7 protein-coding genes are annotated in these 8,905 nt (G+C 58.1%); 1 reads left to right on the top strand and 6 read right to left on the bottom strand.

Annotated features, from left to right (window positions below):
* Window positions 1-46: 46 nt before the first annotated feature.
* From AAAB16_RS02170 to AAAB16_RS02150, 5 genes are all read right to left on the bottom strand, one after another.
* Window positions 47-322: a hypothetical protein gene (locus AAAB16_RS02170; RefSeq protein WP_340661855.1), complete on the bottom strand. Its 276-nt coding sequence runs from the start codon at window positions 320-322 to the stop codon at window positions 47-49.
* A 488-nt stretch (window positions 323-810) separates the two neighbouring features.
* Entirely contained in the window at window positions 811-2,226 is a 1,416-nt protein-coding gene (locus tag AAAB16_RS02165; RefSeq protein ID WP_340661854.1) for an HlyD family type I secretion periplasmic adaptor subunit, read from the bottom strand.
* Window positions 2,227-2,230: 4 nt separating this feature from the next.
* Window positions 2,231-4,366 carry a type I secretion system permease/ATPase gene (locus AAAB16_RS02160; RefSeq protein ID WP_340661853.1) on the bottom strand — a complete coding sequence of 712 codons (2,136 nt, stop codon included), beginning with the start codon at window positions 4,364-4,366 and terminating at the stop codon, window positions 2,231-2,233.
* Window positions 4,367-4,920: 554 nt separating this feature from the next.
* Complete coding sequence (locus tag AAAB16_RS02155; RefSeq protein ID WP_340661852.1) at window positions 4,921-5,316, bottom strand: RidA family protein; 396 nt, start codon at window positions 5,314-5,316, stop codon at window positions 4,921-4,923.
* A 13-nt stretch (window positions 5,317-5,329) separates the two neighbouring features.
* Window positions 5,330-7,387 (bottom strand): methyl-accepting chemotaxis protein, encoded by a 2,058-nt coding sequence (locus tag AAAB16_RS02150; protein WP_340661851.1) that lies wholly within the window; start codon window positions 7,385-7,387, stop codon window positions 5,330-5,332.
* Window positions 7,388-7,681: 294 nt separating this feature from the next.
* Between AAAB16_RS02150 and AAAB16_RS02145 the strand changes: the two genes are divergently transcribed.
* Window positions 7,682-8,140, top strand: coding sequence for a GNAT family N-acetyltransferase (locus AAAB16_RS02145; RefSeq protein WP_340661850.1), 459 nt, complete (start codon window positions 7,682-7,684; stop codon window positions 8,138-8,140).
* 148 nt (window positions 8,141-8,288) lie between these two features.
* Here AAAB16_RS02145 and AAAB16_RS02140 read toward each other — a convergent pair whose 3' ends face one another.
* Window positions 8,289-8,903 carry a hypothetical protein gene (locus AAAB16_RS02140; protein ID WP_340661849.1) on the bottom strand — a complete coding sequence of 205 codons (615 nt, stop codon included), beginning with the start codon at window positions 8,901-8,903 and terminating at the stop codon, window positions 8,289-8,291.
* Window positions 8,904-8,905 lie beyond the last annotated feature (2 nt).

Raw genomic sequence — 8,905 nt, 5'->3', positions numbered from 1 at the left:
GTCTCTATAGTAATACTCATATGAATTATTTTTTTCTTTGGTGTTTTTAGTGGAGAACTAGTAAGGCGCCGAAAATATTGAGCGCAATTTTTGTAAAAATTAGTCCGGTGTGTTCTATCCATGGCGTGTCTTTTTCGTGAAGAAAAAAACCAATTGCGGCCATGCTTCCGCAGGAAAGGTAAAGGGTGTTGTGGATTGATCGAGCTTCAAATTCGTCGATGTCGATATTTAAAGATAAAAAAATCAATGCGCCGACAATTCCCCCTGTTGATATTTCTGTAAGGTAGAATTTAACGGAGAAGTGCTTTTTTAGGCTTGGCATTTATATGTGTCTATGGTTTTTGTGAAGATTTTTTATGCAATAATTGATGTCTATGATTTCGGAAGAGTGACTACCTCAGACTTAAATTTTTAGTGCAGCATAAATTCCTGTCTCTCTTGATCTCAAGCTTGCAAGGAGACAAAAATAAACTTGTCCAATCTTCACGTCTCGTCGTGGATAAAATCGTTATGTCGCTGAGCAAATACTTTTACTGGCCAAAATTCCAGCTTTATAGGACTTAATATGGGTGTTGTTTTCCTTGGCGGCAAGAGAGTCTGGTGTCTATATTTTCTGAAGGAAAACTCTTACAAGAGCTGTATCAAAGCCCGGGCAAATATTTAATGATGTGTGGGCCTATAAGTGTTGAGTGCAGTTTTAAGAGTTAAATGCATACTCCGCTAGCGGAAAATTCATGTCGGAAAAATCTTAATCTTTAAATAGGTTTTGTAGGGGGACACAAAAAATAGTCCCCCTTTACTATTTTATCCTCACCTTTCTCTAAAGCTCTCATTCGCATACGCCTTAAGCGGACTTAAGAAGTAGTCAATAACCCGTCTTTTATCTGTTTTAATTTCTGCCGTAACCGCCATCCCCGGTGACAGTGCAATCATCTTGTCGCCCACCTGTATGCTTTTTTCTTTTAAGCGAACCCGTGTGCTGTAAACCAATCCACGCTTTTCATCTTCAATGGCGTCGTTGGAGATGCTGATAACCGTGCCATCGATAACGCCATATTTGGTGAAGTTAAAGGTCTCCACTTTTATTTCGACGTTTTGCCCGCTGTGTACAAAGCCGATGTCTTTGTTTTCCAGCAGGGCTTCGACTTCTATGGGTTGGTCGCTGGGGACGATAACCATCAGGGGTTGGGCTTCGGTGACTACGCCGCCGTTGGTGTGGATGGCCAGTTGTTGCACGGTGCCGTCTACCGGGGCGGTCAGTTGGGTGAGGCGGTTGCGTTGTTGGGCTTTTTTCAGTTCTTGGGTTAGGGCGGCGATCTTTTGTGCGGCTTGTTGTTGTAGGTCGAGCATGGCGCGGCGGGTTTGTGCGAGGACGCTTTGCCTACGTTGTTCGGCTTCTTTTTTGGCTGCTTGCAGTTCGCTCACGCGGGCTTGTTGTACCTGCAGTTCGCGTTCTTGGTTGAGGCGGCTTTGTTCCCGTTCGAGCCAGGCGTGTTTGCCGAGGATGCCTTTGTTTTGCAGGGTCTTGTAGTCGGCGGCCAGTTCGCGGGCAATCGGTAGGCTTTGTTGCAGGGAGGCAACGCTGGCGAGGGCGGCGTGGATGCCGGCGGTTTGTTGTTCGATGGCGGCGCTGACTTGGTCGAGGTTGCTGCGCAGTTCTTGGTATTGGCCTTGTAGCCAGCGTTGGGCGGCGGCTATGTGGGCAGGGTCGACGCTGCTGAGTAGGGTGCCGAGCGGTTGCGGTGGGCGGTTGTTGTCGATGGCGGCGAGTAGCGCGGTGGCGCGGGCATTGTCGACTTCGGCCGCTTGCAGATCGCTTTCGGTGCGTTCGACGTCGGCGTTAGTGATTTGGCTGTCGAGTTCTACCAGCAGTTGTCCGGCGTGCACCTGTTGCCCGTCGTCAACGTAAATGGCTTTGACCACGGCCACTTCGCTGGGTTGGATCACTTTGGTTTTGCCGTTGGGTACGATTTTGCCGCTGGCGCTGGCCACCACGTCGATATGGCCGAGGCACGCCCAGAGCAGTGCCAGCGCGGCAAAGGCCATGAGCAGCCATTGCGTGTAGCGCGGGGCGGGGTGCACGGGTTGCTCCTGCAAGGCCAGGGCGGCGGGCATAAATTGCACTTCGTCGCGCAGGTAGTGGGGGCTGTCCATGGCTTGGCGTTGCTGCCAGCTGTGGCGCCAGGCTTGGCGGTAACGGTTGAGCAGATCGGTTTTGGCGCCCATGGTTTTAGCCCTGCTGTAGACGGTGCAGGCGCGCGTAGTGGCCGGCCTGGTGGGCGAGCAGTTCGGCGTGGCTGCCTTGCTCGACGATTTGCCCGCGGTCCATTACCACGATGCGTTGCGCGTTGCGCACGGCACTTAGGCGGTGGGCGATGATGATGACGGTGCGGCCCTGGCAGATCTGCTGCATGTTCTGCTGCACGATGCGTTCAGACTCGTAATCCAGGGCGCTGGTGGCTTCGTCGAAGATCAGAATGCGCGGGTTGCCGATCAGCGCGCGGGCAATGGCGATGCGTTGCCGTTGCCCGCCAGAAAGCGAGGCGCCGTGCTCGCCGACCAGGGTGTCGTAACCTTCGGGCAGCTCCAGAATAAATTCGTGGGCACCGGCCATTTGCGCAGCGCTGATCACGTCTGCCATGGGGGCGCCGGGATCGGTCAGGGCGATGTTTTCGCGAATGCTGCGGGCGAACAGCAGGTTTTCTTGCAGCACTACGCCTATCTGCCGGCGCAGTGAGCTGACGTCGGCCAGTGCCAGGTCCATGCCATCCACCAATACGCGACCACGCTCGGGGGTGTACAGGCGTTGCAGCAAGCGGGTGAGGGTGCTTTTGCCGGAGCCGGAGCGGCCAACGATGCCGATCACTTCGCCGGCTTGCAGGGTCAGGTTGATACCGCGCAACACCTCCGAGCCATCGGCGCGGTAGCGAAAGTGCACGTGGTCAAACTCCACCAAACCGTTAAGCGCTGGCAAGGTACTGCGCGCGCCTTGGTTGGTTTCGGTCTGGCTATTAAGAATGTCGCCCAGGCGCTGCACCGAAACGCCGGTTTGCTGGAAGTTGGTCCACAGCTGTGCCAGGCGCATGATCGGCTGCGCGACGCGACCGGCAAGCATATTAAAGGCGATCAGTTGGCCAACGCTGAGGTCGCCGTTGATCACCAGCCGTGCCCCCAGCCATAGGGTGGCAACGGTCACCAGCTTGCCCACCAGGCCGACGCCTTCGTTGGCCACGGTTGACAAGGTTTGGGTGTGAAAGCTGGCGCGCACATAAGCGGCCAATTGGTTGTCCCATTTGCGCGTGCTCTGCGGCTCGACCGCCATGGCTTTCACGGTGTCGATACCGCTGATGGTTTCCACCAGAAACGCTTGGTTTTCAGCGCCGCGGTTAAAGCTTTCGTTAAGGCGTGCGCGCAGCAGTGGGGTGATCAGCAGCGAAATGAGGAAGTACAGCGGCAGCGATAACAGCACCACCAACGTCAGCCAACCGCTGTAGACAAACATCACGGCGATAAACACCACCGAGAACAACACATCCAGCACCAGGGTGATGCTATTGCCGGTGAGAAAACTGCGGATATTTTCCAGCTCTCGTACCCGCGCTACCGAATCGCCGACACGCCGTGCCTGGAAGTAGGCCAGTGGCAAATTGACCAAGTGACGAAACAAACGCGAGCCCAGTTCCACGTCAATGCGGCTGGCGGTGTGGGCGAATACATAGGTGCGCAGGCCGCTAAGCGCAGTCTCGAACAGCATGATCGCCAGCAGGCCGACGGCGATGACATCCAGGGTGCTATAGCCACGGTGCACCAGCACTTTATCCATCACCACCTGAAAAAACAGTGGCGTCAGCAGGGCGAAAATCTGCAGCACAAACGACACCAACAGCACTTCGCCGAGCAGCTTGCGGTATTTGACGATGGCCGGAATAAACCAGGTGAAGTCGAACTTGCTGAGCTCCTGGGCCAGCCCCGCTTCTGAACGCAGCAGAATCAACTCGCCACTCCAATAGCTATCGAGTGCTTGCAGGCCTAGCAGCTGCGGTTGTTCAAGCAATGGGTTGTGCACCAGCACGTTGTCACCTTCAAGACGCGCGAGAACAAAGAACGCGCCCTGCATATCACGACCGATGGCGGGCAGCGGTAGTTGACGCAGGCGCTTGACCGAACCGCGTGTGCGTTTGGCTTTAAGCCCCAGTTTTTTCGCCGCCAGTAGCAGGTCTGCACTGTTGAACACGGCACCGCGCTCACTGAATTCGTGGCGCAGTTGTTCAGGGCAGACGGCCACATTGTGGTAGCGGGCAAGCGTGGCTAGGCAAGCGAGGGCGGTGTCGGCGGCGGCACCGTGTCCTGGGTGGTGATCTGGCATGGCAATCCTGGCCTTACGTCGACATAGCCGTGACGGTTGAAAGGCGTAAATGAAATAACGGGAGCAAGCGGCTGGGCCGCGATTCTGGCGCGATAGCGCCGTGGATCAAGACCCCGGTGGGGGATTCAGAAGCAGGCCACAACAAAAAGCGGCAGATCGTTTTGAGGGCAGGGAATTAGGGCATGCAGAGGTGCGCAACCTTGTGATCGAGGGGGCTTTACGGTCGTGCAAGGAGACGATGGCTAGTTGCAGGGAGACGGTGCGAACGGTTGGGGAAGAGCTAGGCATTTCTATGCCGGTATTGCCGAGCAGTGGGGGCCATCCGCGGCGGGTATTTATAGGCGGTAATTTATGTTTTTCAGTCTGCTTTCGTCCGAGGGCGCGAGGCTTATGTCTTGCACGGCGTGCGAAGAGAGATGCTTGGCTGTCAGCCCGATAGTTACCCCCGCGCCGCCAGTGCTTTGCAACTGTGCTCCGGCGCTGCAACGACTAAGGCGCAGCGTTTATGGCCCAGGTTGACGCGTCTGCTCGCTACGCTACGCTGCGGTTGCGGGTTAGCGGCGTTGCACCGCTACGCATTTGATTTCCAGCAGCAGCGCCGGGTGGGCCAGGGCGTTTACGCCGATGCAGGTCCAGGCGCTCAGGCCGCGGGGGAAGTAGCGGTCTTTGATGGTGCGGTACAGGTCCATATGGGTGGCCAGGTCAACGTGGTAGGTGGTCATGTCCACCACGTCTTCAAAGGTGCAGCCGCCGGCATGCAGCACGTCGCGCATGTTTTCCCAGGCAGCAATAAATTGCTGCTCAGGGTCTTCGATAACCACCAGCTCTGGCGTGCGGCCGATCTGGCCGGAGCAGTAGAGGGTGTCGCCGACCTTTACTGCCGGCGCATAGCCGATGCGCTCGGGGATTAGTTTCATGCTGTCGGGCACGATGATTTCGCGGTCTGCCATTGGCTTTTTCCTCTTAACCTAAACTGAAGCGCGCGGTGTTGTCGTTTAAGGCGCGGCTGCCCTGGCTTAAGCGATCCGCTGCCTGGTTAACCGCACGGGCGCCGTCGAGCAGGCGGATGGCGGCCTGGTCGACTTGCTGAATGCTGCCGCTGACCTGGTCGGCGGTGGTGGCCTGCTCGTCAACGGCGGTGGCGATCTGCGCCAGGGTGTCGCTGACGCCCTGCACGGCGGTGGCGATGGCGCTCAGGCTGACACCCAGGCCGGTCACCGCGGTGGCATCGCTTTGTGCTTGGCCGCAGGCGGCTTCCATCAATTCCACGGCTTGGCGCACGGTGTTGCGCAGGCTTTCCACCGTGTTGGCGATTTGCAGGGTAGAGGCTTGGGTGCGTTGCGACAGGCTGCGCACTTCATCTGCCACCACGGCAAAGCCGCGGCCTTGGTCGCCGGCACGGGCGGCTTCAATCGCGGCGTTAAGGGCCAGCAGGTTGGTTTGTTCGGCGATGCCGCGAATGCTGTCGACCACCGATTGAATCTGTTGCCCCTGATCGCTTACTCGGCCCAGCGCTTCGGCGGTTTCGCTCAAGCGTTGGTTGAGTTCCTGAATGCTGGCGGTGGTGCGCTCGCTATCGCGGTTGCTGGCTTCGGCGATGGCGCGAGTCTGCTGCACGCTGGCCGAGGCCAGTTCGCAGCTCTTGGACACGCCCAAGGAAGTGGCGGCCAACTCGGTAGCCGCGGTGGCGATCTGGCTGATCTGATGCTGTTGCGCTTCCACTTCACCCAAGGTGTCGGTGGAGTGCGAATTCAGGGTGATCACCGCGTCGCTGAGCTGATAAGTCTCATGGTTGACCCCCAGCAAGCTGGTACGCAGCTGCACCACGGCGACGTTTAGTGCCGTGCTGATCTCCGCCAGTTCGTCGCGACCTTGCACGTCCACTTCGACACACAAATTGCCGTCACGCAGGGACTGGGCGAGGGTGGTGATGCCGCTGGCACTGCGGCGAATCGAGCTTTGCAAACAGACAAACAAATACACCGCCGCCAGCAACAGCAAACCAAAAACCGCTGCCACAGGAATGGCCTGGGTGATGGCGCGGTTGTGGTAGAAATCCAGGCGCCGGTCCAGCGAGTTAAGCGACTGAGCGCGCAGCTCGGCGAGGGTTTGCAACAGGCTGTCCATGGTGCGTTGGAAAGCTGGGCCTTTCATCGTGATGGTGTCGCCAAACAGGCCGTCATCCAGGGCCTTGAGGTCGGTGTTGAGTTGCTGCTGGGCGCTGGCGTATTGGTCTGCCCACGCGCTTAGCCCGGCTGGCAGCTTGGCCAGCAGGTTGGCGCCGGTTTTGTCCAACTGCGTGCGGGCATCGTTGATACGGCCGCGCAGATCACGCAACTGCAGACGGCTTTGCAGACTGAATTGGCCGGCCGCCACAGAGGCTTCGCCCATGCTTGCCAGACGGCCGACGCGTTCAAAGATATCCGGCGTTTGCTGGGTGGCAATCTGCATCAGCAAATAGCCTTCTACCGACGGGTCCAGGGTTAACCCGCTGTCCATCGCAATCTGGTCGCTAAGGCCTTGCAGGCCGGCTTTCATCACGGTGAAACGATCCAACGCATCCGGCCACCAACCCACCGTACGCAGACTGGCCAATTCCAATTGCGGCAACGCGGCTTGCAAATCTTGCAGACGCTTTTGCACCTCGGCGCTGGCTCCTTCAGCGGTCAGTACGGCAGCCAAATCATCAACGTTTTTACGCAATACCGGCATGGCGCTTTCCAGCTGGGTCATCGCCTGCTGGGCTTCGGGGCCGGGTACGCGGGCGGTATCCAGCGCTTTCCAACGCGCGGCCAAATTACGCTGAGCGGAAAGCTGCGCATCGGCGGCATCCAACGCCAACAGCTGGCGCACGCCACTGTGCTCCTTGGCGATCACCGCCATTTTCGCTTGAAAGGTCTGGCCCACCATCCATAGGCTGCCAGCCAGCGGCAAGGCGAAAAGCAGAAACAGCAGTTGGAATTTACGGGCAAAGCCAAAGCGGCTTAAAAGGTGGATCCCAGGGGATAACAGGGACTGCATAACGACGACTCCTCTAGGATCTAGCCAACGCCCCGTTGTACAGAACGTTGTTGTGGCTGCCGGTGCTGGCAATGAGCCATTTTGCAAGTTCTGGACCGTGGTTGTTTTTGGGGCGCCCCTTAGCGGATGTACGGCATCGGCGCGGCTTGTAGGCATTGGTTTGGTGCGTGTGCGCGGCTCTGGAGCGGGGCGTTGCACCGTTTTGCGTCACCAAACGACACAGTGTTGAGTTTAGTCATTTTGGGTGAGGCCAACGTTCTGGCATATGTTGCGCTACCCACAACAGGAGCAGACATGGCCGATTTTCTCTGGCTACAACCCCATACCCCGCACTGCACCACCATGGCCACCTGGCTGTACGAGCAGTTTCACTACGAATATGCCGAGCAGTCGTTGGCTGACTGGCAGGCCGAGTTTTCGGCTGGGCAAAGCAATGGCGCCTGGCCAAGCCTGGTGGCGCTTGAAGACGGTCAGTTGCTCGGTGGTGCGGCGCTGGCCAAGGAAGATTTGCCTGGGCGCGAAGCCTTGGGACCGTGGCTGGCCTGTGTGTTTGTTACGCCGTTAGCGCGTGGTAAAGGCGTGGCTGAGGCACTGATTGAGGGGGTTTGTGCGCGGGCACGGGAGCAGGGGGTAGGGCGTTTGTATCTGCATACCCAAGACCGTGCCGAGTATTACGCCAAACGCGGCTGGCGGGCGGTGGAGCACTTTGAGCGTTGGGGTAAACCGCAGGTGTTGATGGCGCGTGATTTGTAGGGTGGGCAGGCTATTACCGTGTGTACCCGTGGTGCGCACAGCGCACCCTACGGACGGGGTTTGCCTATAACGGCGTAGGGTGTGCTGCGCGCACCAGACGATTTCTGCGTGTATGCCGTGGTGCGCATAGCACACCCTACTTTTTCGGTTAGAGGTTCTTCAATTCCGCCTGCAAATTTCCCCGCGCCCGCGCTTCCCAGAGTTGCCGGGTTTCGTCGTGGCTATATAAGTGCGGCATCTGCAGCAGCGTGTTCAGCACCTTGGCGCGGCCGGCGTTGAACAGTGGTTCGGGCACCCAGGCAAACTCGGCGCGAATCGCTTGAGTGTAGGCGCGATAGGCGTTATCCGGCAAGGCCAATACAGACAAATCGATATCCACCACCAAGCCGGCGTCGTCGGCGTGCGCTGCTTCGGTGTGGGCGGTGGCGAGGATATGCCGACGCACCTCGGCCACCCGCTGGGGAATGCCAGCACCGGTCAACAACTGTTCGGCGAGGTCGGCGCTGAGCGCTTCGTTGTCTTGGCGCTGGGTGTTGTAAATCGCATCGTGAAGCCACAGGGCAAACTCCACGGCGGGCAGGTCGTGGGCCAAGTGTTTGAGGTTGTCGAGGTGACTCAGGCAGGCGTCGATATGCGTGCCGTTGTGGTAGTGGCGCTGCGGTTCGCCGTAGTGCGCGACAAGTTCGGCAAAGCTGTTTTCCGGTGGCGTAGCACCGAGGGCGAGCCAGAGTGCGTTCCAGCGTGAGGCGGATAAGGGCTGCATAG

This window comes from Pseudomonas sp. (assembly GCF_037994325.1).
Lineage (GTDB): Bacteria > Pseudomonadota > Gammaproteobacteria > Pseudomonadales > Pseudomonadaceae > Aquipseudomonas.
The sequence above is the reverse complement of the archived record's forward strand: the minus strand, read 5'-3'. Positions and strand labels throughout refer to the sequence as shown.

What these genes read in the sequence shown, in the direction of transcription:
- AAAB16_RS02170 (WP_340661855.1), bottom strand. Translation starts at nt 322, where the DNA reads ATGCCAAGCCTAAAAAAGCACTTCTCCGTTAAATTCTACCTTACAGAA.
- AAAB16_RS02165 (WP_340661854.1), bottom strand. Translation starts at nt 2,226, where the DNA reads ATGGGCGCCAAAACCGATCTGCTCAACCGTTACCGCCAAGCCTGGCGC.
- AAAB16_RS02160 (WP_340661853.1), bottom strand. Translation starts at nt 4,366, where the DNA reads ATGCCAGATCACCACCCAGGACACGGTGCCGCCGCCGACACCGCCCTC.
- AAAB16_RS02155 (WP_340661852.1), bottom strand. Translation starts at nt 5,316, where the DNA reads ATGGCAGACCGCGAAATCATCGTGCCCGACAGCATGAAACTAATCCCC.
- AAAB16_RS02150 (WP_340661851.1), bottom strand. Translation starts at nt 7,387, where the DNA reads ATGCAGTCCCTGTTATCCCCTGGGATCCACCTTTTAAGCCGCTTTGGC.
- AAAB16_RS02145 (WP_340661850.1), top strand. Translation starts at nt 7,682, where the DNA reads ATGGCCGATTTTCTCTGGCTACAACCCCATACCCCGCACTGCACCACC.
- AAAB16_RS02140 (WP_340661849.1), bottom strand. Translation starts at nt 8,903, where the DNA reads ATGCAGCCCTTATCCGCCTCACGCTGGAACGCACTCTGGCTCGCCCTC.